Origin of the sequence: Streptomyces sp. NRRL S-340, from assembly GCF_000720185.1 — a bacterium.
GTDB lineage: Bacteria > Actinomycetota > Actinomycetes > Streptomycetales > Streptomycetaceae > Streptomyces.
This window is the reverse complement of sequence record NZ_JOIY01000020.1, coordinates 147,135-170,251: the sequence shown is the minus strand read 5'-3', so window position 1 is coordinate 170,251 and position 23,117 is coordinate 147,135. Positions and strand designations below refer to the sequence as shown.

Sequence of the window (23,117 nt, the reverse complement as noted above, 5' to 3'; positions counted from 1 at the left end):
GCGGGGGCAGCGGCGGTGTTCGCCGGCCGTTGCTACACGCCCTGGGGGTAGGAGAAGAACCGCTCCGGGTCGTACTGCTGCTTCACCTTCGCCAGGCGGCCGGCCGCGTCGCCGTAGTAGGCCGTGCGCCAGTCCGTCAGGGTGGCGTCCGTGTAGTTCTGGTACGCCGCTCCGGACGCGTACGGCCGCAGGGCGGCGTGGGCCGCGCTGAGCCAGGACTGGGCCGCCGTGCCCGGGGTGCCGGGGGTCCAGGAGGCGATGTACTGGGCGAGCATGCGTGAGCGGCGGTGGACGAAGGCGGTCGCGGTGGGGGAGACCCGGTTGACGGCGCCGCCGAGCGCGGTGAACGCGATGCTGCCGGCGCCGCCGCGCACCGCCCGCAGCTGGGCCAGCAGCGTCTGGACGCCGTCCGGGGAGAGCGAGCGGTCGAAGAAGTCCGAGCGGGCCGCGTAGGTCTCGCGGCCGAGCGCGCCCTGCGGGGAGCGGCCAGGCGTGGCACCGGGCAGGTGGCACTGGGGTTCCGCCGGGAACGACGAGCAGCCCGCGTAGGCCTCCATCGCGCCCTCGTAGGAGTGGCGTTTGAGGGAGACGCTCGACGCGCGGGCCCCGGTCCGTGCGGCCAGCCGGTCCACCGCGTTCTGCAACTCGCCGTAGGTGCCCAGGGAGAAGGCGGCCACGGAGACCCTGGGGGTGCCGCCGGGGGAGTTCTCCAGGTGCAGGGACGACCAGATCTCGTCGGGCTGGTCCGGGCCCCACTCCTGCCAGGCCGCCACCACCGCCGCCGCCCGCGCCCACGGCCAGGTCAGGTAGGCGGAGACCGCCTGGGGCGCGGGGCGGGTGCGGAAGCGGAGTTCGGTGACGACGCCGAAGTTGCCGTTGCCGGCGCCGCGCAGCGCCCAGAACAGGTCCGCGTTCTCGGTCGCGTTCGCCGTGAGCAGGCGGCCGTCGGCGGTGACGAGGCTGGCCTGGGTCAGACTGTCGCAGGTCAGGCCGTAGGCGCGGGAGACGACGCCGTGGCCGCCGCCGAGGACCAGGCCGGAGACGCCGACGGTCGGGCAGGAACCCGCGGGTATGGTCACGCCCTTCGCGGCGAGCGCGCGGTAGACGTCGATGAGCTTGGCGCCCGCGCCGACCACCGCGGAGGTGCCGCTCGCCCGGACCGCGGCCAGTGCCGACACGTCGACGATCAGGCGGCCGTCGCCGGAGGACCAGCCCGCGTAGGAGTGGCCGCCGTTGCGGACGGCCACGCGCAGGCGGTGGGCGCGGGCGTAGGAGAGGGCCGTACGGATGTCGTCGGTGTGCGCCACGTAGGCGACGGCGGCGGGCCGCAGGCCGTCGAAGCGGGTGTTGTACAGCCGGCGGGCGGTGGTCCAGTGGGCGTCGCCGGGGCGCAGCAGGGTGCCGTCGAGGGAACGGGCGAGCGCGGTCCAGTCGGCGGGGGCGGCGGTCCGGGTGCCGGTGGCGGGCGCCGCCGTGCTCCGTCCGCTGCCGCCGGTGCCGGGCGTCCGCGCCGCCGTCCCGGACCCGCCGCCACTGCCGCTGCCGCCGTTGCCGCCGCAGGCCGTGGCGAGGGCCGCGACCGCGACCGCGCCGCCGGCCATGAACGCACGCCGTTCCATGTTCCGCGCCTCCTGTCGCCCCCTTGGACCGAGACGACAACGGGGCCCGGGGGGTTCCCGCCAGGAAGACGGAACGTTCCCGGGCGCCCGCTGCCCTGCCGCCCGGGCCCTGCGGGCAGCCGGCGCGCGCCGCCCGCCACCGGTCTGCCGCCCCGAGGCCTCCGCCGTCTGCGCGACGCCGGCGGCGACCGGCGCGGTGAACGGTGGGCGCGGGCGGTGGGCGCGGGCGGTGGCCCGGGTCGTGAAGTGGGGCGGGCGCGGGTGCCGCTCGGGGCGGGACGGCGGGACCCTGGCGGCGACCGGGGCCGAACGGTGGCCGTAGGGCGGGCGCGGGGCGGGCGCCGGCGCGTCGCGGTGCCGCGGAGCGGGGGGTTCCGGGATCTCGGCGTGTTCTCCCCGTGAGCATTCCGTGACCTCACCGCACCGTCGGCAGGGGTTCACCCCTCGTTCACTTCCGGCCATCGGCGGCTTCACCTGTTCTGCCTAATTTCGGCCTTACCGGTGCTGACGCGCATCTCGGCGCGCCGGTGCCAGTCACTCTTCGCACGCCGCCGATCAGGACGGCGGCTCCTGGAAGGAATTCCCTCAAGTGAAGCTTCAGCGCAAGAACCGGCGGGCACTCGCTCTCGGCGTCCTCGCCGTCTCCGGCGCCCTGGCCCTCACGGCGTGCGGTTCGGACGACACCGGCAAGGGCGACGCCGGCGGAGGAAGCAGCACCGCGGCCTCGAACAGCTCCGTCAAGTGCGACGGCGCCAAGGGCCAGCTGCTGGCGGACGGCTCTTCCGCGCAGAAGAACGCGATCGACGCCTGGGTCAAGCAGTTCAGCCAGGCCTGCGGCACGCAGATCAACTACAAGGGCGGCGGCTCCGGCGCCGGTGTCACGGCGTTCAGCCAGGGCCAGGTCGCCTTCGCCGGTTCCGACTCCGCGCTGAAGCCCGAAGAGGTCGAGGCCTCCAAGAAGGTCTGCACCGGCGGTCAGGGCATCGACCTGCCGATGGTGGGCGGCCCGATCGCGGTCGGCTACAACGTCCCGGGCGTGGAGGACCTCGTCCTGGACGCCCCGACCCTCGCCAAGATCTTCGACAACAAGATCAAGACCTGGGACGCCCCGGAGATCAAGAAGCTGAACCCCAAGGCGAAGCTGCCCAGCCTGAAGATCCAGGCGTTCCACCGCTCGGACGAGTCCGGCACCACCGACAACTTCACCAAGTACCTGAAGGCCGCCGCGCCCGCCGACTGGAAGTACTCGGGCGGCAAGGCCTGGCAGGCGCAGGGCGGCCAGGCCGCTCCGCAGTCCTCCGGTGTGGCCCAGCAGGTCAAGCAGACCAACGGCGCGATCGGCTACTTCGAGCTGTCGTTCGCCAAGGACGTGCACACCGTCGCCATCGACACCGGCGCCTCCGCCCCGGTCAAGGCCACCGTCGAGAACGCCAGCAAGGCCATCGGCGACGCCAAGGTCGTGGGCACCGGCAAGGACCTGTCGCTGCAGCTGAACTACAACACCAAGGCCGAGGGCGCGTACCCGATGGTCCTGGTCACCTACGAGATCGTCTGCGACAAGGGCAACAAGGCCGACACCCTGCCGGCCACCAAGGCGTTCCTGCGCTACATCGCCAGCGAGGACGGCCAGAACGTCCTCACCCAGAAGGACTACGCGCCGATCCCCGACGCGATCATCAGCAAGGTCCGCACCACCATCGAGGGCCTGAGCTGACCCGCGTGCGGTCCGGTCCCCGCCCCGGGACCGGGCCGCACCGTCCGGTGCACCGCCGCCACGAGCCCTCCACCGCGCAGGGCTCCGCAGACCGGAGAACCCGATGGACATATCCACACAGCAGACAGACGCAGACGCTCCGCCTCTTCCCCCCCGGCCCGTCCCGGCCGAGCACGGACGTGCCGGCCGTGGCGCCACCCGCCCCGGAGACCGGATCTTCCTCGGGCTCTCCCGCGGATCGGGCATCCTGCTCCTCGCGATCATGGCCGCGATCGCGGTCTTCCTCACCTACCGCGCGTCCCTGGCCATCAGCAAGGACCACGGCAACTTCCTGACCGGCTTCGAGTGGAACACCGGCGTGCAGCCGCCGGTCTTCGGCATCGCCGTGCTGGCCTTCGGCACGGTGGTCTCCTCGGTGATCGCGATGGTCGTCGCGGTCCCGGTCGCGGTCGCCATCGCGCTCTTCCTCACCCACTACGCCCCGCGCAGGCTGAGGGGTCCGATCTCGTACGTGATCGACCTGCTCGCCGCCGTGCCGTCCATCGTCTACGGCCTGTGGGGCGCCCTGGTCCTCGTACCGAACCTGGACGGCCTGTTCAGCTGGCTGAACGACTACCTGGGCTGGACCGGCATCTTCTCCTGGGAGGGCGGCGCACCCCGCTCGATGCTCACCGTGGGCATCCTGCTCGCCATCATGATCCTGCCGATCGTGACCAACGTCAGCCGTGAGGTCTTCCGGCAGGCCCCCCGGATGCACGAGGAGGCCGCGCTCGCCCTCGGTGCCACCCGCTGGGAGGTCATCCGCATGGCGGTGCTGCCCTTCGGCCGCTCCGGCGTGATCTCCGCCTCGATGCTCGGCCTCGGACGCGCGCTCGGCGAGACGATCGCCGTCGCCACCGTGCTCTCGCCGACCTTCGACATCAAGGCCAGCCTGCTCGACCCGGGCGGCGGCACCTTCGCCCAGAACATCGCCAGCAAGTTCAGCGAGGCGACCGAGTTCGGCCGTGACGCGCTGATCGCCTCCGGCCTGGTCCTGTTCGTCATCACCCTGCTGGTCAACGGCGCGGCCCGGCTGATCATCGCCCGCCGCAAGGAGTACTCGGGGGCCAACGCATGAGCACCGCAGCCATCGCCGACCAGCGTTCCAGCAGCCTGCGCGGCGCCAGCATGCCGCGGTGGGCCCCGTGGGCCATCGCGGCCGGCTCGATCGCCGTCGCCGTCGTCATCGGTCTGGCCTGCGGCCTGCACAGCCGGGTGCAGTGGGGCCTGATCGCCGCGCTCCTCTTCGTGCTGGGCACGTACGGCATCACCGCCCGGGTGGAGGGGCGCCGCCAGGCCAAGGACCGGGTGGTCACCAGCTTCGTCTGGGTCGCCTTCCTGCTCGCCCTGGTGCCGCTGGTCTCCCTGGTCTGGACGACCGTGCGGCGCGGTGTGAAGGTCCTGGACTTCTACTTCCTGTCCCACTCCATGGGGGTCGTCGCCGACACCGAGCCGGGCGGCGGCATCTACCACGCCATCGTCGGCAGCCTGGAGCAGGTCGGTCTCGCCACCGTGATCGGCGCGCCGATCGGTGTGCTCACCGCGATCTACCTGGTCGAGTACGGGCGCGGCGCCCTGGCGCGGGCGGTGACGTTCTTCGTCGACGTGATGACCGGCATCCCCTCGATCGTCGCGGGCCTGTTCATCCTCAGCCTGATGCTGATCTTCAAGATGCAGCCGTTCGGTTTCGCCGGCTCGCTGGCGCTGGCCATCCTGATGATGCCGGTCGTGGTCCGTTCCACCGAGGAGATGCTCAAGCTCGTACCGAACGAGCTGCGGGAGGCGTCGCTCGCCCTCGGTGTGCCGAAGTGGCGCACGATCCTGAAGGTGGTCCTGCCGACCGCGGTCGGCGGCATCACCACCGGCGTCGTGCTGGCCGTCGCCCGGATCGCCGGTGAGACCGCTCCCGTGCTGCTGCTGGTGTTCGGCAACCCGTTCATCAACACCGACCCCTTCGAGGGGGCGCAGTCCTCGCTGCCGCTGTACATCTACCAGCAGTACACGAACAGCGCGGGTTCCGGCGCGGCCTACGACCGTGCGTGGGCGGCCTCGCTCACCCTGATCGCCGCGGTGATGATCCTCAACCTGGCGGCCCGCGGCATCGCCCGCTGGAAGGCCCCTCGTTGACCGGGCCCCTCGTTGCAAACTGCGGCTCCCGCCGCGTGGCCGGTCGCTGGGCGACCCCTCAGCCGACTGAGACGGAAGTGAAGAAGTAGTCATGGCCAAGCGAATCGACGTGAGCGGTCTCACCGCCTACTACGGCTCCCACAAGGCGATCGAGGACATCTCGATGACGGTCGAGCCGCGTTCGGTGACGGCCTTCATCGGCCCCTCCGGCTGCGGCAAGTCGACGTTCCTGCGGACCCTGAACCGGATGCACGAGGTCACCCCCGGCGGCCGGGTCGAGGGCAAGGTGATGCTGGACACCGAGGACCTGTACGGCGCCGGGATCGACCCGGTCTCCGTCCGCCGCGAGGTGGGCATGGTCTTCCAGCGGCCCAACCCCTTCCCCACCATGTCGATCTTCGACAACGTGGCGGCGGGCCTGCGGCTGAACGGCAACTACAAGAAGAGCGAGCTGACCGACGTCGTCGAGAAGTCGCTCAAGGGCGCCAACCTCTGGAACGAGGTCAAGGACCGTCTGAACAAGCCGGGCGCGGGACTGTCCGGCGGTCAGCAGCAGCGGCTGTGCATCGCCCGCGCCATCGCGGTGGAGCCGAAGGTGCTGCTGATGGACGAGCCCTGCTCCGCGCTGGACCCGATCTCCACCCTCGCCATCGAGGACCTGATCGGCGAGCTGAAGGAACGCTTCACGATCGTCATCGTGACGCACAACATGCAGCAGGCGGCGCGCGTCTCGGACCGTACGGCGTTCTTCAACCTGGCGGGCGTGGGCCAGCCGGGCCGGCTGATCGAGATCGACGACACCGAGCGGATCTTCTCCAACCCGTCGGTGCAGGCCACGGAGGACTACATCTCCGGCCGCTTCGGCTGATCCCCAAGACCCCTCGCGGTGCTGCATGGCGGTGCCACCGCGAGGACGCAGAAGGGCCCGCCCCCGGCTCACGGGGGCGGGCCCTGTGCGTGCTGCGCACGCCGCGGTGCCTACAGGAACGCGAGGTCGATCAGCCAGAACGCGACGGCCGAGACGATCGCCGCGGCCGGCATGGTGATGAACCAGCCGAGGACGATGTTCTTGGCCACGCCCCAGCGCACCGCGTTGACCCGCTTCGTCGCGCCGACGCCCATGATCGCCGAGGTGATCACGTGGGTGGTGGAGATCGGGGCCTTGAAGAGGAAGGCGGTGCCGAACATGATCGACGCGCCGGTCGCCTCGGCGGCGAAGCCCTGCGGCGGGTCCAGCTCGATGATCTTGCGGCCCAGGGTGCGCATGATGCGCCAGCCGCCCGCGTAGGTGCCCAGGGACAGCATCAGCGCGGAGACCAGCTTCACCCACACCGGGATCGGGTCGCCGTAGGTCTCGACGCCGCCGATGACCAGCGCCATGACGACGACGCCCATGGTCTTCTGCGCGTCCTGCAGACCGTGGCCGAGGGCCATGCCCGCCGCCGAGACCGTCTGCGCTATGCGGAAGCCGCGCTTGGCCTTGTGCGGGTTGGTCCGGCGGAAGATCCACATGATGGCCGTCATGACCAGGTAACCGACGATCAGGCCGACCACCGGGGACAGGAACATCGGGGTGACGATCTTGTCCAGCACCCCGGACCAGTACACCGTCGTGCCGCCCGCGAGCGCCGCGCCGACCAGCCCGCCGAACAGGGCGTGCGAGGAGGACGAGGGCAGGCCGAAGTACCAGGTGACCAGGTTCCAGACGATGGCGCCCAGCAGCGCCGAGAAGAGGATCCCCATCCCCTTGCTGCCGGTGGGGGTGTCGATCAGCCCCTCGCTGACCGTCTTGGCGATGCCGCTGCCCAGGAAGGCGCCGGCGAGGTTCATCACCGCGGCCATCGCCAGCGCGGCGCGCGGGGTGAGCGCGCGGGTGGAGACGGAGGTGGCGATGGCGTTGGCGGAGTCGTGGAAGCCGTTGGTGTACGCGAAGCCGAGCGCGACCAGGATGGTCAGAACCAGAGCGAAGGTGTCCATGGACGCCTCAGGACTCCTTGACCGCGATGGTCTCCACCGTGTTCGCCACGTGCTCGAAGGCGTCCGCCGCCTCCTCCAGTACGTCCACGATCTGCTTGAGCTTCAGCACCTCGATCGCGTCGTACTTGCCGTTGAACAGGTGGGCGAGCAGCTTGCGGTGGATCTGGTCCGCCTGGTTCTCCAGGCGGTTCACCTCGATCCAGTACTCGGTGAGGTTGTCCATGGTCCGCAGGTGCGGCATGGCCTCGGCGGTCAGCTCGGCGGCCCGCGCCAGGACCTCGATCTGCTGCTCGACGCCCTTGGGCAGTTCCTCGACGTTGTAGAGGACGACCAGGTCGACGGCCTCCTCCATGAAGTCCATGATGTCGTCCAGGGACGACGCGAGGGAGTAGATGTCCTCGCGGTCGAAGGGCGTGATGAACGAGGAGTTCAGCTGGTGGAAGATCGCATGCGTGGCGTCGTCACCTGCGTGTTCCGCGGCCCGCATACGCTCTGCGATCTCGGCCCGGGCGGATGCGTCCGCCCCGAGCAGTTCCATCAGGAGTTTCGAGCCCGTGACGATGTTGTCCGCGGACGCGGCGAACATGTCGTAGAAGCTCGTCTCCCTGGGGGTCAGACGAAAGCGCACAAGGGGTCCTCGGGGTGCATCGGTTTCGGACAGGGTGATGCTAAGCGCATCATCCGGCCACGGCTAAGGGGCCGTCCCCCAGTGTCGCCCATCAGGCACAGTGGTCGGCACGGGGGCGGTCCTGGGCGGTCCAAGGGCCCTTGTACCCGGGGAAATTCGATAAGATATACCCGGCAGGGGTATGTCTCCTGGGTTTCCGTTTGTTTTCCGTTCCGAGCGGGAGGACGCGATGACGACCACCGAGGCCGGCGCGACGGCGCCCTCCGGGAGCGCCGGGGCGCAGGACGCGGCACCGCCCGAGAACGCGGGTGACGGGCACGCCACGTACGGCTACCACCACCAGAAGGACGAGCACCTCAAGCGGCTGCGCCGCATCGAGGGGCAGATCCGCGGGCTGCAGCGCATGGTCGACGAGGACACGTACTGCATCGACATACTCACCCAGGTGTCCGCCTCCACCAAGGCGTTGCAGTCCTTCGCCCTGCAACTGCTGGAGGAGCACCTGCGGCACTGCGTCGCCGACGCGGCCGTCAAGGGCGGAGCGGAGATCGACGCGAAGGTCGAGGAGGCCACCAAGGCCATCGGGCGGCTGCTGCGCACGTGAGGCGGTGAGCCGCAGATGTGACGGGGATCACCTGCTCGGGGTGGTCCGTCGCTCCTCGGTCACCCTCAGCACCTCGTCGATGTACTCCAGGCTGAGCCGCTCCCGGGCCGCCGAGGCGGCGATGATCAGCTCGCCGCACAGTTCGATCTCGGCGAGGGCCACGTGGTCCTGAACCGCCGTACCGCCGACCGGAGCCACGTGCATCACCTCGTCTCTGCGTCACCGGCTTCGGCGACAACAGACCTAGAGTAGGGAGCCGCGCGCGGCCCGCGCATGGCACGGAAGGGCTAGTTCCCCGGTCATTTCGGGCCCCCGCGCCGGCCGTGCCACCGGGTCACCTCTCGGCCACCCGGCCCGTGTAGATGTCCCGGGCGCGCGGGAGCGTCACGGTCACCGGCGTCCCGAAGGCGTACAGCAGCGTGGTGGAGAACACCTCCACCGTGCCCTTCCGCCGGGCGTTGACGAAGGCGAAGCTCTGCCGGAGCTTGCGGATGCGGCCCTGGTCGTCGAGGTAGGCGTCGAACGGGACGGCGGGCGTGGCGAACCCTTTCGCCGCCGCCCGCAGCGCGCCCCCGCCGGCCGCCGACGCTCCGCCGGCCGCCACGGCGAGGTCGGCGGTGCCCCGGTAGTGCCGCACCGCCACACCCGCGACCCGCGTACGGCCCACGTACGTCGCCGTCCGCGTCCCGCGCAGCACCTCGGCGGCGGCGAACGGGTCGGTGGCCCCGCCGGTGACCAGGTTGCCGTCGGACAGCGTCGCCGTCTCCACCCGCACCCACTTGTCGGCCGGTACGCCCGCGCCCCGGTTCTTCATGAACAGCGCGCCCGGCGCGAGGAGTTCCACGATCGGCGGGTGCCCGGAGTTCCCGGCCGGGTCCTGCGGCAGGATCACGGTCAGCTGTCCGCGCTGCGCCCGGAAGTCGTAGGCGCCCTCGCCGCGGATCGTCACCCGGGTCCCGCCGGCGGCCATCTCCATCGACGTGCGGGTCTGCGAAGTGCCCGCCCGCAGCAGGGCGTCGGGGGCCTGCCGCAGGGTGCGCACCGGGTCGTCGGCGGCGCGCGCGTCCTCGGCGGCCACCCCTCTGGCGGAGCACCCCGTGGCGCCCGCGCAGAGCAGGAGCCCCACCACGAGCACCGCCGCCCCGCCCGTCTGCCGCCGCTCCGTCATCGCCTGCCTACCCCCAGCTGCCGCGTCCGTACCGGGCCCCTGTCGTCCGGTTAACGACGGGTAGGGGACCCCGTCACGCGCCGGGCCGCCCGGTGGCAAGCCGCCACCGGCCGTTCACCCGGGATGGGTAGCGTGGGCGCCGTGGCGCAGGACGAACCCGGGCAGCGGGAGCATCGCACGACGACCGTCGAACAGGGCCGCTTCTGTCTGGCCCGCTGCACCTGCGGGTGGCGCGGCCCGGCCCGCCGGGCGCGCAGCCTGGCCCGTACGGACGCGGAGGCGCACGCGCGGGACGCATGAGGGTGCGGTGGGTCTCGGCGGCGCGCTGCGGGCCGCCGGCCGGTCCGGGGCCGGGCTCCTCCGCGACCGCGCGCGGCGCGGCGGTGAGCGGGCGCCGCCGCGCGCGGGCCTGACCTCGGGTCAGAGGCGGCCGCCGTGCCCGGCCGGGGGCCGTGCGGGCCGTCGTGCGGCGAGCGGCTCCGCAGGGCGCAGCCGACCGGCCGCGCCCGCCGCGGAGGTCACCGCGCTCCGGCCCCGCTCGTACCCCTCGCCGATCCCGCCGATCCCGCCGGTCTCGTCCTTCCCGCCGGGCGTGCCCTTCCGGTCCTTGTCATCCTTCTCGGCCGGCGCCCACGGTCTGCTTCAGCCAGGTCTGCTGGAAGGCGAACCTGGCCGCCTCCACCTCGTGCCGCTGGTCGGCGTGGAGCACGCCGAGCGCGTACGCCGTCGCCGGGGCGATGCGGGGGGTGCGGGCCGCCGAGGACGCGGCCGCCGCCGCCTCGGAGGCGTCGCGGTGCCGGTCCAGGGCCCGGCCCGCCGCCGGCAGCCGGCCGTCGGCGGCCGTCCGCGTGGCCTCCTGCGTGCCGTGCAGGGCCTCCTGGGCGTAGCGGTGCAGGCGCAGCAGCAGGCGGACCTGGTGCCAGGGGGCGTCCTGCGGGTGCGGGGCCGGGTCCGCGGACAGGCCGTGGATCAGGGCCTCCGCGTTGTAGGGGCTGCCCGCGGTGACGAGCGGCAGGGCGGCGACCGCGTCCGCGAGGCGCTCCTCGGCCGCGGCGGCGAGGGCGCGCAGGTCCGTGGCGTGCGCGGCGGGGGTGAGCGGGACGTCGCTGGCGAGTACGGCGACCTTGTCGGCGACGGCGTGGAAGCGGCTCGACCCCAGGGCCTGCAGGGCGGTGGAGTGGGCACGGGTGCGGGCCAGGGTGAGCTGGCGGTCCAGCAGGGCGCCCGCCTTGGCGGCACCCACGGTGAGGTTGCCGCGGTCCGGTGCGGGCGGCCGCGGCAGGTGGCCCGCGGCCCGGCCGCCCGCGACCGCGTGCGCCGGAGCGGCAGCGGTCGCGGGCGCGGGGAAGCCGGCCGTTCCCGAGAGTCTGTTCAGGGCCGCGAGGAGCCGGTCGAGCCGGGCCTGGCAGGCGTGTTCGCGGGCCAGGGTGCCCGAGAGCCAGGCGAGTTCGGGCCGCAGTTCCTCGGCCCAGGCCTCGTCGAGGACGCCCCGGAAGGTGTGCAGGCTGCCGCTGATGCGGCGGGCCGAGCGGCGCAGGGCGCGCGCCGCGTCGGCGGCCTCCTCGCCGGCGCCCGCGGCGGGGCCGGTCTCGCGGTGCAGGCGCAGCGCCCGGAGGAACTCCGTGGCCTGCGCCCGCAGATAGGCCGCGAGGCCGTCCGCGGTGGGCGTGCCGCCCTGGGGGTGGGGTGCGGGGGGCGGTCCGGCGGTGGTGCGCTTCTGCGTCGGGTCAAGGTGTTGCTGTGCCACGCCGGCGCCTCCGGGCGTCTATGAGCGTCTCCTGGATGTTGCGCAGCGGCTGGCCGTCCGCGTCGGTCGCGTGCCGGGTCCACTCGCCGTCCGGGCCGAGGTGCCAGGAGGCGGTGGTGTCGGCCATGCCGGTTTCGAGCAGCCGGTTGAGGGCGGCCCGGTGGGCGGGGTCGGTGACCCGTACCAGGGCCTCGATACGGCGGTCGAGGTTGCGGTGCATCATGTCGGCGCTGCCGATCCACACCTCGGGCTCGCCGCCCCCGCCGAAGGCGAAGACGCGCGAGTGCTCCAGGAAGCGGCCGAGGATGGAGCGGACGCGGATGTTCTCCGACAGGCCCGGTACGCCGGGGCGCAGGGCGCAGATGCCGCGTACCCAGACATCGACGGGGACGCCCGCCTGCGAGGCGCTGTACAGCGCGTCGACGACGGCCTCGTCCACCATGGAGTTGACCTTGATCCGGATGAACGCGGGCCGGCCGGCGCGGTGGTGCTGGGTCTCCTTGTGGATGCGGGAGACCAGGCCGTCGCGCAGGGACTTGGGGGCGACGAGCAGGCGCCGGTAGGTCTCGCGGCGGGAGTAGCCGGAGAGCCGGTTGAACAGGTCGGAGAGGTCCGCGCCGACCTGCGGGTCGGCGGTGAGCAGTCCGAGGTCCTCGTACAGCCGGGCCGTCTTGGGGTGGTAGTTGCCGGTGCCGACGTGGCTGTAGCGGCGCAGGGTGTCGTCGCCCTCCTGACGGACCACCAGCGACAGCTTGCAGTGGGTCTTCAGGCCGACGAGCCCGTAGACGACGTGGCAGCCGGCCTCTTCGAGCTTGCGGGCCCACTTGATGTTGGCGTGCTCGTCGAAGCGGGCCTTGATCTCGACCAGGACGAGGACCTGTTTGCCGGACTCGGCGGCGTCGATGAGGGCGTCGACTATGGGGGAGTCGCCCGAGGTCCGGTACAGGGTCTGCTTGATGGCGAGGACGTCGGGGTCGGCGGCGGCCTGCTCCAGGAAGGCCTGCACGGAGGTGGAGAACGAGTCGTAGGGGTGGTGCAGGAGCACGTCCCGGCTGCGCAGCGCGGCGAAGATGTCCGGCGGGGAGGCCGACTCGACCTCGGCGAGGTCGCGATGGGTGCCGGCGACGAACTTGCGGTACTTCAGCTCGGGCCGGTCCAGGCTGTGGATGCGGAAGAGGCCGGTGAGGTCGAGCGGGCCGGGCAGCGGGTAGACCTCGGCCTCGCTGATCTTCAGCTCGCGCACCAGCAGGTCGAGCACCTCGCGGTCGATGGACTCCTCGACCTCCAGGCGCACCGGCGGCCCGAAGCGGCGCCGCATCAGTTCCTTCTCCAGGGCCTGGAGGAGGTTCTCGGTGTCGTCCTCCTCGACCTCCAGGTCCTCGTTGCGGGTGAGCCGGAAGGTGTGGTGCTCCAGGACCTCCATGCCCGGGAACAGCTCCTCCAGGTGGGCGGCGATGACGTCCTCCAGGGGGACGTAGCGGCCCGGGGAGCTTTCCAGGAAGCGGTTGAGCAGCGGCGGCACCTTGACGCGGGCGAAGTGGCGGTGGCCGGTGACCGGGTTGCGCACGACGACGGCCAGGTTGAGGGAGAGGCCGGAGATGTACGGGAAGGGGTGCGCGGGGTCGACGGCCAGCGGGGTCAGCACGGGGAAGATGCGCTGCCGGAAGAGGGTGAACAGGCGGGCCTGCTCCTTCTCGGTCAGCTCGCTCCAGCGGACCAGTTCGATGCCCTCCTCCGCGAGGGCGGGGGCGATGTCCTCCTGGTAGCAGGCGGCGTGCCGGGCCATGAGTTCGCGCGAGCGGGCCCAGATCATCTCCAGCACCTCGCGGGGCTGGAGGCCGGAGGCGGAGCGGGTGGCGACGCCGGTGGCGATGCGGCGCTTGAGTCCGGCGACGCGGACCATGAAGAACTCGTCCAGGTTGCTGGCGAAGATCGCGAGGAAGTTGGCGCGCTCCAGCAGGGGCGTGTCGGGGTCCTCGGCCAGTTCCAGGACACGTTCGTTGAACGCCAGCCAGCTGCGTTCGCGGTCGAGGAAGCGGCCCTGCGGCAGCTGGTCCTCGCCGTCCCGCGCCTCCTCGTACGCGTCGAGGTCGGCATCGAGGTCGGGGTCCAGATCGGAGACGGCCGCGGCCACGGCGTGCGGGCGGTGGGCCGCGAGGGAGCCCACGGAGGGCTGGTGGTGCGGGACCTGCTGCGCTGCTGCCTGGGTGTCTGGCTGGCTCATGGATCCATTCTTCCGCGCGGCGGGGAAGGCAGGCGCGTCGGAAGGCGCGGGCGGGAGCGCGGCTGCGGACCCCTCGGGGGGCGGCGAAGGCTCGGGCACGGCGGGTCTCATTGAGCGAGCGTCGCAAGCCTGTCTGAATCACCGGTTACGGAGACATGACGTGCGGGATAGCGGGGGGCGGCTCGCGGGGGTGCGGGGCGCTCCGCGGCGGGCCCGGCGGCCGGGGGCGGCCGGGGGCGGGCGGGGGTCTGCCCCCGGCCCGCCCCCGCCGGTGTGCTCAGGCCGTGCGGCGGCGCAGGACCGTGAACGCGGCGGCGGTGACCGCGGTGGTGACGGCGAGGACGATGCCGGTCTCCAGCAGGTGCAGCGGCCAGAAGTGGGACTGCGGGTGGTACGTCGCGACGTACCGTTCGCCGTTGCCGCCCTCCCGCAGCAGGTAGGCGTCGTGCGGCAGCACGACCGGGTCCGCCGAGGTCCGGGTGACGGCGGGCCACAGGTGCGGCCGGACGGCCTCCAGGAGGAAGTGGAGCAGCCACATCGCGGCGAAGGAGAGGCCAAGGGCGGGCAGGGTGCGGCCGACGAGCAGTGCGGTGAGCGCGCCGACGGCCAGGGCGCACAGGGCGTAGGCCACGGTGGCAGGACCGCGGGCCACGAAGACGTCGGCGTAGGACCAGTTGTCGTGCATCAGGTCGCGGTGGGCGGCCCAGCCCCAGCGGTAGGCCAGGACGAGGGCGCCGGCGCCGAGGGTGAGGGCCGCGGCGGGCACGGCGAGCTTGGCCGTCAGCCAGCGGGTGGGGCTCACGCCCTGGGTCCAGGCGAGGCGTGCGGTGCCCGACTCCAGTTCGCGGCCGACGAGGGAGGCGCCCGCGAACGCGGCCACGGCGAGGAAGCTGTAGCAGACGAACGTGGCGATCCAGCCGGTCGGGTCGCTGTAGTCGAGGGCGGCGAACGGCGAGGCGGAGGCGTGCGCCCGCTCGGCGGTGACCTCGTTCAGCCACACCAGCCAGCCGATCGTGCCGGCCACGAACGCGCCCCACACCAGCAGCGCGGCGCGGTGCACGGTGAGGACCGCGCGGGGCAGTCCCTGGACGAGTGCGGTGCTCACGCGCCGGCCCCCTTGCGGAGGGGCGCCGCCAGGCGCGTGCCGCGCCGCAGGACGCTGAACGCGGCCCAGGCGAGCAGACCGGCCAGGACCAGGACGAGGGCGCTGGTGGCGAGGTGCAGCGGCCAGAAGTGGGAGAACGGCTGGCTCTGCGTGTAGAAGCCGGTGGCGTGCAGCTTGGCGTACGCCGAGGCGCACGCGCCCGGGTCCGGGGAGGCGCAGCCGGGGTCGGCGACGTGCGCGCCGGTGGCGGTGACCAGGCCGTGGCCGAGCGGGAGTCCGCCGCCGGCGTAACCCTGCTCCAAGGTGGTGACGCGGGTGACGGCGGGCCACATGTGGGGCAGGACCAGGCCGGCGACGCCGCGCAGGGCGGCGGCCGCGCACAGGCCGGTGACCAGCGCGGGCAGGGTGCGCCGCCACAGCAGGGCGGCCAGCGCGCCCGCGGCGAGGGCGGCCAGGGCGACGGCGACGGTGGTGGGCCCGTTGGCGTGCAGGGTCCAGGTGTCGGTCCAGCCCTTGGCGGTGTCGACCCGGCCGCGCGCCGCCGACCAGGCCCGGTTGTGCAGCAGCACCAGCAGGCCGGTGCCCACGGCGACCAGCGCGGCCGGGACGGCCAGGCGGGTCGCCAGCCAGCGGGCGGGGGTGACGCCCTGGGCCCAGGCGAGCCGCGCGGTGCCGCTCTCCAGCTCCCGCCCGAACAGCGAGCCGCCGGCCCAGGCGCCGACCAGCAGCGGGAGGGCGTTGAGGGCGAGGGTGGTGTAGTTGTAGACGTCCTTGTAGCGCACGATCGCGTCCTGGTCGTACGAACAGCGCGGGGACATGCCGCAGGCGCTGTACTGCCGCCAGGCGCTCGCCGAGGCGTCGGCGAGCGGGCCCCACAGCCACAGCAGTCCGGCCGCGAGGACGAGGACGAGCCCGGCCCACACGTACAGCGCGGGGCGGTGCAGGCGCAGCAGCCAGCGCACCAGGTGCGGCCGGCCGGCGCGGGACCCGGCGGCGGCCGGGCCGGTCGGGGCGGTCAGGGCGGTCATGCGCGGCTCTCCTGGGTCGTGCGGTTGTCCTGGGGCGCGGGGCTCCCGCCGGACCCGTCCAGGGCGGGGGCCGAGGGGTTGCGCAGGTGGGCGAGGACGAGTTCCTCCAGGCTGGGCGGGCCGGTGCGCCAGTCCCCGGGGAGGGCGCCGGCGGGCCGGATCAGCGCGGTGACCTGGCGGCCGGTGGTGCGGGACTCGACGACGGTGTGCCGGGCCAGTCCGGCGGTGCCGGCGGGCGCGGTCACGAGGGTGTGGGCGGCGAGCAGGTCGTCGATGTCACCGGCCAGCCGGATCCGGCCGCCGCCGACGAGCAGCAGGTGGTCGCAGGAGTCCTCCAGCTCGGCGACGACGTGCGAGGACAGCATGATCGTCGTGCCGTGCCGGGCGGCCTCGCCCATCAGGACGCCCATGAGGTCGTGCCGGGCCAGCGGGTCCAGGTCGGCCATCGGTTCGTCGAGCAGCAGCAGCCCGGGACGCTTGCCGAGGGCCAGGGCGAGGGCGACCCGGGTGCGCTGGCCGCCGGACAGGGCGCGGATGCGGGCCCCGGGGTCGAGGTCGCCGGCGGCCACGATCCGTTCGGCGCCGGCCGCGTCCCAGCGCCCCGGGTTGAGGTCGGCGCCCATGCGCAGCGTCTCGGCGACGGTGAGCTGCGGGTAGAGCGGCTTGTCCTGGGCGACGTAGCCGACGCGGGTGCGGGCGCTCGCCGGGTCGGTGCCGAGGACGCTGACACGGCCCTCGGTGGGGGCGAGCAGGCCGGCGGCGAGGGTGAGCAGGGTGGACTTGCCCGCCCCGTTGGGGCCGACCAGGGCGCAGACGCGGCCGGCGGGCAGCCGGAAGGTGCACTCGCGCAGCGCCCAGCCCTTGGTGCGCCGGGCGTACCGCTTGCCCAGCGCGGCTGCCTCGAGTGCCGTGCCGGTGTCGGTCATGAGGGGTCTCCCTGGAGGTGCTCTTCGCGCGGGGCGAAGTGTCGGTCGAGTACGGCGGTGAAGAGTGCGGCCACGTCGTCGCGGTCCAGGCCGGCCGCGCGGGCCCGCGCGGCCCAGCCGTCCAGCTCCGCGCGCAGCGGGGAGTCGTCGGCGGGCGCGGTGCCCAGGGAGCGGCGTACGAAGGTGCCGAGGCCGCGGCGGGCCTCCACCAGTCCTTCGCGTTCCAGCTCGCGGTAGGCCTTGAGCACGGTGTTGGGATTGATGGCGGTGGCCTCCACGACCTCGCGGGCCGTGGGCAGCCGGTCGCCGGGCCGCAGGGCGCCCAGGCGCAGGGCCTGTCTGGTCTGCTGGACGATCTGCATGTAGGTGGCCACCCCGCTGTGCCGGTCGATGCGGTATTCGAGCACCCCCGCGCACCACCCTTTCACTAATTGAGTAGTGAAAGGGTGGTGCAAGATGGTCGGGAAAGTCAAACGCCCCCGGCCCGCGGCCCGGCCCGCCGTGCACCGGAGCCCCGTGGGCCCGGCGTGAACCGGATCGCGGGGTCCGTGCGAAGAGGAGACGTGAGCGGAACGAGAAGCGACGGGGACCTGCTGCGGGCGATCGCGGCGGACCGGGACCGGCGCGCCTTCGAAGAGCTGTACCGGCGGTACGCGCCGTGGCTGACCGCGCGGCTGCGCGGCCGCTGCGCCGACCCCGCGACGGTGGACGACGTCGTCCAGGAGACCTTCCTCGCCGTCTGGCGCGGCAAGGCCCGCTACCGCGAGGAGGCCGCCGCCCAGGACGCGGCCGGATGGCTGTGGCGGATCGGCTCGCGCCGCCTGATCGACGCCCTGCGCGGCGACGGCGCGCGCGGCCGGATGCGCCAGGCCCTGGCCCGGCTGCGCCACCGCGACGAGGCGTCCGCCGAGGAACGCGTGCTCGCGGGGGTCGAGCACGGGGACCTGGCCGGCGCCCTCACCCGGCTCTCACCGGAACTGCGGGCCGTCCTGCAGGCCACCGTCGTCGACGGACTCACCACCCGGGAGGCGGCCGTGCTGCTCGGCATCCCGCCCGGCACGGTCAAGACGCGGGCCCTGCGCGCCCGCAAGCAACTGCGGGAGGCGCTGGCATGAACGGCGGAACGACACCCCGAAAGACCTGGCACGTCGCCGACGAACACCTGCGCGCCTACGACCGCGGCGAACTCGCCCCGCCGCTGCTGTGGTCCGCCGACACCCACCTCGCCGGCTGCGCCCGGTGCCGGGCCCGGCTCGCCGCGCTCGCCGACCCACAGGCACTGGAGGAGGGCTGGGCCCGGCTGGACGCCGAACTGGACGCGCCCCGCCCCGGACCGCTGGAGGCGCTGCTGCTGCGCTGCGGCGTCGCCGATCACACCGCGCGGCTGCTGGCCGCCACCCCGGTGCTGCGCCGCTCGTGGCTGATCGCGGTCGCCGCGGTGCTGGTGATGACCGCGGCGCTGTCCGACACGGTGCGCGCACCCGACTCGCCGACCCTCTTCCTCGCGCTCGCACCGCTGCTGCCGCTCGCGGGCGTGGCGCTCGCCTACGGACCCGCGCTCGACCCGGCGTACGAGACGGCCGTGGTCGCCCCGCTGCACGGGTTCCGGCTGGTGATGGTGCGCACCGTCGCCGTCCTGGCCACCGGGCTCGTCGTCAACGGCCTCGCCACCCTCGCCCTGCCCGGTTACGGGCTGCGCGCCCTGGGCTGGCTGCTGCCCGCGCTCGCCCTCACCTCGACCGGCCTCGCCCTCACCCCCCGGCTCGGCCCGGTCCTCGCCCCCGCCCTGACCGGCGGCGCCTGGGCGGTCTGCCTGCTGGTGACGCACGCGACCCGGCACGGCGGCGGGCCCCTGCCGCCGTTCACGGCGGCCGGACAGGGCACGGCCGCCGCGATCGCCGCCCTCGCCGCCGTCCTCCTCTACCGCCTGCGGGACCGCTTCGACCTGTCCCCGGCGCGCGCCCCGCACGGCGGCCTGCCGTACGGCGACCCGTCATGACCTCCGTACGGGAAGCCGCCGTGACCTTCGTACGGGAGCCCGGCCCCGCCCCCGCCGGGCCCGCCCGGCCCGCCCACGTGAACCGCACCGATCCTTCGCACGGGAGTGCCTCGTGACCGTCACCGTCTCCGCCTCCGGGCTCACCCTCCGCTACGGCGGCACCGCCGTCCTCGACGACGTGTCCCTGCGCCTGGAGGAGGGCATCACCGGGCTGCTCGGCCCCAACGGGGCCGGGAAGACCACGCTGCTGCGGGTGCTCGCCACCGCCGCGCCCGCCGACCGGGGCGCCTTCACCGTGCTCGGCCACGACCCCGGCACCACCGACGGCCGCCTCGCGGTGCGCCGCCTGCTCGGCTACCTGCCGCAGAACCCCGGTTTCCACCCGGACTTCACCGCGTTCGCGTTCGTCGACTACGTCGCGATCCTCAAGGAGCTCACCGACCGCGGCGCCCGCCACCAAGAGGTGCGGCGCGTCCTGGAGGAGGCCGGCCTCGGCGACGTGCGCGGACGGCGCATCAAGAAGCTCTCCGGCGGCATGCGCCAGCGTGTCGCCCTCGCCGCCGCGCTCGTCGGCGGCCCCCGCTTCCTCGTCCTGGACGAACCCACCGTCGGCCTCGACCCCGAGCAGCGGATGCGGTTCAGGGACCTGGTCACCCGCACCGCCGAGGGCCGCACCGTGCTGCTCTCCACCCACCAGACCGAGGACGTCGGGATGCTCTGCAACCGGGTGATCGTCATGGCCGGCGGCCGGATCCGCTTCGAGGGCACCCCCGCCGAACTGACCGCACGGGCCGCGGGCCGGGTGTGGAGCAGCGCCGAACGCGATCCGGCCGCCCGCGCCGGATGGCGCACCGGCACCGGCGACTTCCGCAACGTCGGCGACCCGCCCGAGGGTGCCCGCCTGCTCGAACCGACCCTGGAAGACGGCTACTTGCTCACCCTGGACGACTCCGGCACGAAGGCGGCGGCCCGATGACCACCACCACCGCACCTGCCCCGGCCGCCTCCCTGGCCGCCGCCGGCGGGGCACCCGGGGCCCGGCGCGCCCGTGCCGTCCTCGTCCTGGCCCGCGCCGAGGCGCGCCTGCTGGCCCGCCGGCCCGTCGTACTGCTCTTCTTCGCGGTGTACCTCGCCGCCACCGTCTGGCAGACGTACTCCGGCCACGCCGGCTGGCACGAGCTGACCGGCCGCGAGGGCATGGCCGACCACCCCGCCCTCCAGGACGCCGACCGGGCCACCCAGAGCGGTGCCCTGCTGCTGGGACTCGCCCTGTTCGTCTGCGCCGACCGGGCCGTGCTGCGCTCACGGCGCCGGGGAACCGACGAGCACTTCGCCACCCTGGTCATGGAGCCGTGGCGGCGCACCCTCGCGCACGCCCTGTCCGTCGTCCCGTTCGCGCTGTTCACCGCCCTCGTCGTCGCCTTCCGCTTCACCTGCGACGCGCTCCGGCCGGGCGCGGTCGGCCACGGCTCTGCCGCCGAACTCGCCGTGGCCCCGCTGGTCGTGCTGCTCGCCGGGGTCGCGGGCGTGCTCCTGGCCCGGCTGATCCCCTCCCCGTTCGCCGCACCGCTCGTCGTCGTCGGCGGTTTCCTGGCCGGCACCCTTTTCACCACGGGCGCGGACGGAGCCCACTGGCGGCACTGGCTGTCCCCGGTCGTCACCGAGGACGGCGCCGACCCGTTCCCGTCCGCCCTGGTGGGCCGCCCGGCCGCCTGGCACGCCCTCTACCTGGCCGGCCTGACCGGCCTCCTGCTGGGCGCCGCGCTGCTGCGCTCGGGCGGGCGCTCGCCGCGCGTCAAGGCGTTCGCCGTCCTCGCGCTCGCCGCGACCGCCGCCGGGATCGCCGGACAGTCCCCGGGCCCGTCCGCCGCGCTCCTGGCGGCCCGCGCCCGGGTGTCCGAGCACCCGGAGACGGTGGAGACCTGTGTGGCGCGCGGTGCGACGACGTACTGTGCGCTGCCCGAGTGGGCCGGCCGCACCGGCGACTGGGCGAAGGCCGTCGACCGCGTCCGCTCCCTCGCCGGCCCCGGCGCCGCGGCCCGGCCGCTGACGGTGCGCCAGCGCGTCGAGACACGCTACGGGCTGGAAGGCAGCAGCGCCTACGACCCGCTCACCGCACCCGGCACGGCCACGGTCCGCACCCGCTGGGGCGGCAACCGCGTCCCGGAGTTCTCCGTGGGCCTGGCCTCCGTCCTGGTCGCCGGTGACGAACGGGCGGGCGCCGAGCTGTGCGACGGCCGCGTCGTCACCGTCATGTGGCTCGCGCTGGGCGCCTCCACCGACCCGCTCGAAGCCCTGCGCGACGTCCGGCTCGACGACAGCACCGAGGGCAGCGCCTCCGTGCTGACGCCCACGGGCGGCCTGCGGATGAGCGCCGCCCAGACCACGGTCGTACGGACGTTGCTGGAGCGCCCGCGCGCGAAGACCGCCTCCGCCGTGAAGGCGCACTGGACCGAGCTGACCGCGCCCGGCACGTCGACGGCCCGTGTCGCCGACCTGCTGGACGTGCCCGGCGTGGGCCACGGGAAGGGGGCGGGGAACTCGTGCGAGGAGTGAGGCACGGCGGCGGCACGACCCGGCCGGCCGGCGCCCCGCCGGCCCCCGGCGGCACCGCTTCGGTGGCCGGCGCCCTGCTGGGGCCGGTGTGGCGGTCCCTGCCCCGGCGGGTGCTCGCCGCGGCGGCCGGGCTGGGACTGCTGAGCGCCGGGAGCCTTCGGCTGCTGTCCGGCGCGGGAGAGGGCCCGGCCGAGGGGACGGCGGTACTGCGCCTGGTCGCGCTGGTCGGCGGGCTCGGGCTGGCGTTCCTGCTCGACGACCCCGCCCGGGACACCACCTCGGCGGTCCCGGTACGGCGGCCCGTACGCACCGGACTGCGCCTGGCGCTGGTCGCCCCGCTCGCCGCGCTCTGGTGGGGCGCCGCACTGCTCCTCGTGCCGGACCCCGCCCGCCCGCCGGCCGGCGCCCTCACCCTGGAGGCGGCGGCCGTCGCGGCGGCGGCGCTCGCTCTCGCGGCGCTCTCGGTGCGCTGGTGCGCGGAGCCGGGACCGGGGGCAGCGACCGCGCTCACCCTGCTCGTCCTCGCGGTCGCCGCGCTGCTGGCACCGCACCGGTGGAGCCTGCTGCCGGACCCCGCCGACCCGAACTGGGCGGTGGCGCACCGCTGGTGGGCGGGTGTCCTGGGCGCGGCGGCGGCGACCTGGGCGGCGTGCCAGCCGGAACCCCTGGGGCGCCGCCGGCGGCGCCGTGACCGGACAGGCCCACCGGCCCGCGACGCCCGGCACGGCGCCCTCAGATCTCCGTCCGGTACATGAGGTCCGTCTCGTACGTGGTGAAGCCCAGCCGCTCGTAGACCGCGACCGCCGCCTTGTTGTCGGCGTCGACGTACAGCATCGCGGTCGGCAGGCCCCGCGCGGCCAGGTGGCGCAGGCCGGTCACGGTGAGCGCCCTGCCGAGGCCGCCGCCCTGCGCGCCGGGCCGCACGCCGAGGACGTACACCTCGCCCAGCCCCTCCTCGGCGTGCACCTTGGTCCAGTGGAAACCGACCAGCCGGCCCGCGCGCTCCGCCAGGAAGAACCCGCTCGGGTCGAACCACGGTTCGGCCTTGCGGGCGTCCAGGTCCCGCTGGGTGAGGGAACCCTGCTCGGGGTGGTGGGCGAACGCCTCCGCGTTCACGGCGAGCCACGCGGCGTCGTCCTGGCCGGGGACGAACGTCCGCACGGTGACGTCCTCGGGGAGCACCGGCTCGGGCAGCTCGAAACCGGCGAGCGGCCTGCGCATCTGCCGCAGTTCGCGGAAGAGGGTCAGCCCGAGGACCTGTGCCAGGTGCCGGGCGGCGGAGTGGCCGCCGTGCGCCCACACCCGCAGCCGCTTGCCGGAGGCGGCGAGCAGCGCCGAGCCGAGCGCCCGGCCGTGCCCGTGCCCGCGGTGCGCCGGGTGCACGACCAGCTCGGCCGCGGGCGCCTCCACCGGGTCGGTGTCCTCCAGCTGGGCGTAGCCGACCAGGTCGCCGTCGACCCGCAGCAGCAGGTGCGACACGCCCTCGCGCGCGCCGCCGCGCAGGTGCAGCCTGCCCTGTTCGGACACGGCCTGCTGACCGTCGTCGTGGGCCGCCGCGGCCAGCAGGGCGAGCACGGCGTCGGCCTGGTCCGGGGAGAGTTCGCGGAGCGTCTCCAGTGAGCGGGCGATCGGTGCGGTCTCGTCGCTGGTCATGCC

23 protein-coding genes are annotated in these 23,117 nt (G+C 74.1%); 11 read left to right on the top strand and 12 right to left on the bottom strand.

Annotated features, from left to right (window positions below):
• Positions 1-32: 32 nt before the first annotated feature.
• On the bottom strand, positions 33-1,619 hold the full coding sequence (locus IG64_RS17825) for an FAD-binding oxidoreductase (protein ID WP_037857225.1): 1,587 nt from the start codon (positions 1,617-1,619) through the stop codon (positions 33-35).
• 589 nt (positions 1,620-2,208) lie between these two features.
• On the opposite strand from IG64_RS17825, the gene pstS reads away from it, so the two are divergent.
• The 4 genes from pstS (at position 2,209) to pstB (ending at position 6,367) form a co-directional block, all read left to right on the top strand.
• Positions 2,209-3,333 (top strand): phosphate ABC transporter substrate-binding protein PstS, encoded by a 1,125-nt coding sequence (pstS, locus tag IG64_RS17820; protein ID WP_037857222.1) that lies wholly within the window; start codon positions 2,209-2,211, stop codon positions 3,331-3,333.
• 103 nt (positions 3,334-3,436) lie between these two features.
• Positions 3,437-4,450, top strand: a complete 1,014-nt coding sequence (pstC, locus tag IG64_RS17815; protein ID WP_037857220.1) for a phosphate ABC transporter permease subunit PstC — start codon at positions 3,437-3,439, stop codon at positions 4,448-4,450.
• On the top strand, positions 4,447-5,499 hold the full coding sequence (pstA, locus tag IG64_RS17810; protein WP_037857217.1) for a phosphate ABC transporter permease PstA: 1,053 nt from the start codon (positions 4,447-4,449) through the stop codon (positions 5,497-5,499). The genes pstC and pstA overlap by 4 nt, the downstream gene beginning before the upstream one ends.
• 91 nt (positions 5,500-5,590) lie before the next feature.
• Positions 5,591-6,367 carry a phosphate ABC transporter ATP-binding protein PstB gene (gene pstB, locus IG64_RS17805; protein WP_037857214.1) on the top strand — a complete coding sequence of 259 codons (777 nt, stop codon included), beginning with the start codon at positions 5,591-5,593 and terminating at the stop codon, positions 6,365-6,367.
• Between the two features lie 110 nt (positions 6,368-6,477).
• Here pstB and IG64_RS17800 read toward each other — a convergent pair whose 3' ends face one another.
• Together IG64_RS17800 and IG64_RS17795 are read right to left on the bottom strand one after the other, a co-directional pair.
• Positions 6,478-7,476, bottom strand: coding sequence for an inorganic phosphate transporter (locus tag IG64_RS17800; RefSeq protein WP_037857212.1), 999 nt, complete (start codon positions 7,474-7,476; stop codon positions 6,478-6,480).
• Between the two features lie 7 nt (positions 7,477-7,483).
• Entirely contained in the window at positions 7,484-8,104 is a 621-nt protein-coding gene (locus IG64_RS17795; protein WP_026252685.1) for a DUF47 domain-containing protein, read from the bottom strand.
• Positions 8,105-8,333: 229 nt separating this feature from the next.
• Here IG64_RS17795 and IG64_RS17790 point away from each other — a divergent pair, with 229 nt between their 5' ends.
• Positions 8,334-8,708: a metal-sensitive transcriptional regulator gene (locus tag IG64_RS17790; RefSeq protein ID WP_037857211.1), complete on the top strand. Its 375-nt coding sequence runs from the start codon at positions 8,334-8,336 to the stop codon at positions 8,706-8,708.
• Positions 8,709-8,735: 27 nt separating this feature from the next.
• On the opposite strand, the gene IG64_RS41595 is transcribed toward IG64_RS17790, so the two are convergent.
• Together IG64_RS41595 and IG64_RS17785 are read right to left on the bottom strand one after the other, a co-directional pair.
• Positions 8,736-8,906 carry a hypothetical protein gene (locus IG64_RS41595; RefSeq protein WP_199811613.1) on the bottom strand — a complete coding sequence of 57 codons (171 nt, stop codon included), beginning with the start codon at positions 8,904-8,906 and terminating at the stop codon, positions 8,736-8,738.
• A 136-nt stretch (positions 8,907-9,042) separates the two neighbouring features.
• On the bottom strand, positions 9,043-9,876 hold the full coding sequence (locus tag IG64_RS17785) for a hypothetical protein (protein WP_037857209.1): 834 nt from the start codon (positions 9,874-9,876) through the stop codon (positions 9,043-9,045).
• Positions 9,877-10,017: 141 nt separating this feature from the next.
• Here IG64_RS17785 and IG64_RS41590 point away from each other — a divergent pair, with 141 nt between their 5' ends.
• Positions 10,018-10,176: a hypothetical protein gene (locus IG64_RS41590; RefSeq protein ID WP_199811612.1), complete on the top strand. Its 159-nt coding sequence runs from the start codon at positions 10,018-10,020 to the stop codon at positions 10,174-10,176.
• Positions 10,177-10,486: 310 nt separating this feature from the next.
• Here the strand turns inward: IG64_RS41590 and IG64_RS17780 are convergent, their stop codons facing one another.
• The 6 genes from IG64_RS17780 to IG64_RS17755 all read right to left on the bottom strand — a co-directional run bounded on the left by IG64_RS17780 (position 10,487) and on the right by IG64_RS17755 (position 17,313).
• Positions 10,487-11,623: a CHAD domain-containing protein gene (locus tag IG64_RS17780; RefSeq protein WP_037857207.1), complete on the bottom strand. Its 1,137-nt coding sequence runs from the start codon at positions 11,621-11,623 to the stop codon at positions 10,487-10,489.
• A complete protein-coding gene (locus IG64_RS17775; RefSeq protein WP_078884064.1) occupies positions 11,604-13,958 on the bottom strand; it encodes an RNA degradosome polyphosphate kinase in 2,355 nt (784 codons plus the stop codon). The genes IG64_RS17780 and IG64_RS17775 overlap by 20 nt, the downstream gene beginning before the upstream one ends.
• A gap of 166 nt (positions 13,959-14,124) precedes the next feature.
• Complete coding sequence (locus tag IG64_RS17770) at positions 14,125-14,952, bottom strand: hypothetical protein (RefSeq protein ID WP_107474285.1); 828 nt, start codon at positions 14,950-14,952, stop codon at positions 14,125-14,127.
• A complete protein-coding gene (locus IG64_RS17765; RefSeq protein ID WP_037857202.1) occupies positions 14,949-15,980 on the bottom strand; it encodes a hypothetical protein in 1,032 nt (343 codons plus the stop codon). Before IG64_RS17765 ends, IG64_RS17770 begins: the two co-directional genes overlap by 4 nt.
• On the bottom strand, positions 15,977-16,906 hold the full coding sequence (locus IG64_RS17760; protein WP_037857199.1) for an ABC transporter ATP-binding protein: 930 nt from the start codon (positions 16,904-16,906) through the stop codon (positions 15,977-15,979). The genes IG64_RS17765 and IG64_RS17760 overlap by 4 nt, the downstream gene beginning before the upstream one ends.
• Entirely contained in the window at positions 16,903-17,313 is a 411-nt protein-coding gene (locus tag IG64_RS17755) for a GntR family transcriptional regulator (RefSeq protein ID WP_037857196.1), read from the bottom strand. The genes IG64_RS17760 and IG64_RS17755 overlap by 4 nt, the downstream gene beginning before the upstream one ends.
• A gap of 156 nt (positions 17,314-17,469) precedes the next feature.
• On the opposite strand from IG64_RS17755, the gene IG64_RS17750 reads away from it, so the two are divergent.
• The 5 genes from IG64_RS17750 to IG64_RS17730 all read left to right on the top strand — a co-directional run bounded on the left by IG64_RS17750 (position 17,470) and on the right by IG64_RS17730 (position 22,216).
• Positions 17,470-18,021 (top strand): RNA polymerase sigma factor, encoded by a 552-nt coding sequence (locus IG64_RS17750; protein ID WP_037857191.1) that lies wholly within the window; start codon positions 17,470-17,472, stop codon positions 18,019-18,021.
• Positions 18,018-18,905, top strand: a complete 888-nt coding sequence (locus IG64_RS17745) for a hypothetical protein (RefSeq protein WP_037857188.1) — start codon at positions 18,018-18,020, stop codon at positions 18,903-18,905. The genes IG64_RS17750 and IG64_RS17745 overlap by 4 nt, the downstream gene beginning before the upstream one ends.
• Before the next feature lie 112 nt (positions 18,906-19,017).
• The gene (locus IG64_RS17740; protein WP_037857187.1) at positions 19,018-19,881 is read left to right on the top strand and encodes an ABC transporter ATP-binding protein; all 864 of its coding nucleotides are present in this window, start codon (positions 19,018-19,020) and stop codon (positions 19,879-19,881) included.
• Positions 19,878-21,461 carry a hypothetical protein gene (locus IG64_RS17735; protein WP_037857183.1) on the top strand — a complete coding sequence of 528 codons (1,584 nt, stop codon included), beginning with the start codon at positions 19,878-19,880 and terminating at the stop codon, positions 21,459-21,461. The genes IG64_RS17740 and IG64_RS17735 overlap by 4 nt, the downstream gene beginning before the upstream one ends.
• 62 nt (positions 21,462-21,523) lie before the next feature.
• Entirely contained in the window at positions 21,524-22,216 is a 693-nt protein-coding gene (locus IG64_RS17730; RefSeq protein WP_078884067.1) for an ABC transporter, read from the top strand.
• On the opposite strand, the gene mshD is transcribed toward IG64_RS17730, so the two are convergent.
• Entirely contained in the window at positions 22,194-23,114 is a 921-nt protein-coding gene (gene mshD / locus IG64_RS17725) for a mycothiol synthase (RefSeq protein WP_037857181.1), read from the bottom strand. The genes IG64_RS17730 and mshD overlap by 23 nt on opposite strands.
• Between the last annotated feature and the right edge of the window lie 3 nt (positions 23,115-23,117).